We start from the raw sequence: 1,010 nt of genomic DNA on the forward strand, positions 1-1,010 counted from the left end.
AGTGCTGGTGTGTTGGGGGCTGGGCAGGTGCGGGTTGGTCTTCGGGCGGCGGGGGTGAATTTCCGTGATGTGTTGAATGTGTTGGGGATGTATCCGGGGGATGCGGGGCGGTTGGGTCTGGAGGGTGCGGGTGTGGTGGTGGAGGTCGGTCCGGGTGTGGACGGGTTCCGGCCGGGTGATGCGGTGATGGGGTTGTTTTCGGGTGCGTTTTCGAATGAGGGGGTGGCGGATGAGCGTTTGCTGGCGCCTGTGCCGTTGGGGTGGTCGTGGGCGGAGGCTGCGGCGGCTCCGGTGGTGTTTTTGACGGCGTGGTATGCGCTGGTGGAGTTGGCGGGTCTGGAGCGGGGTGAGCGGGTGCTGGTTCATGCTGCTGCGGGTGGTGTGGGTGTTGCTGCGGTGCAGTTGGCGGGGTTTTTGGGTGGGGAGGTGTTTGCGACGGCGTCGCCGTCGAAGTGGGGTGCGGTGCGTGGGCTGGGGGTGGCTGGTGATCATATTGCTTCGTCGCGTTCGACGGAGTTCGAGGAGGTTTTCCGGGGTGTGTCGGGTGGTGGGGTGGATGTGGTGCTGGATTCTTTGGCGGGGGAGTTTGTGGATGCGTCGTTGCGGTTGACGCGTGTGGGTGGTCGTTTTATTGAGATGGGCAAGACGGATGTCCGTGATTCTGAGCAGGTGCAGCGGGATCACCAGGTTGTCTATCAGGCGTTTGATCTGCTGGAGCAGGATCCGGATCTGATCGGGGGGATGCTGCGGGAGTTGTCGGGTTTGTTTGCTGAGGGTGTGCTGCGGCCGTTGCCGGTGGTGTGCTGGGATGTGCGGCGGGCGGTGGAGGCGTTCCGGTTCCTGAGTCATGCGCGTCATGTCGGCAAGGTTGTGCTGACCATTCCCGATATGGCTGGGCGTGGTGCCGGGCGTGGTGCTGGGTGTGGGGGCACGGTGTTGGTTACGGGTGCTTCGGGTGCGTTGGGTGGGTTGGTGGCCCGGCATCTTGCCGGGACGGGTCGGGCCGGGCG

1 protein-coding gene is annotated in these 1,010 nt (G+C 64.7%); it reads left to right on the forward strand.

The genetic code is table 11. The features are described from left to right. Positions 1 to 54: 54 nt before the first annotated feature. A partial coding sequence (locus AB0H32_RS48455) for an MDR/SDR family oxidoreductase (RefSeq protein WP_361136177.1) occupies positions 55 to 1,010 on the forward strand: 956 nt, incomplete at its 3' end.

It is taken from the genome of Streptomyces sp. NPDC020362, assembly GCF_040642095.1.
In the GTDB taxonomy this organism is placed as follows: Bacteria; Actinomycetota; Actinomycetes; order Streptomycetales; family Streptomycetaceae; genus Streptomyces.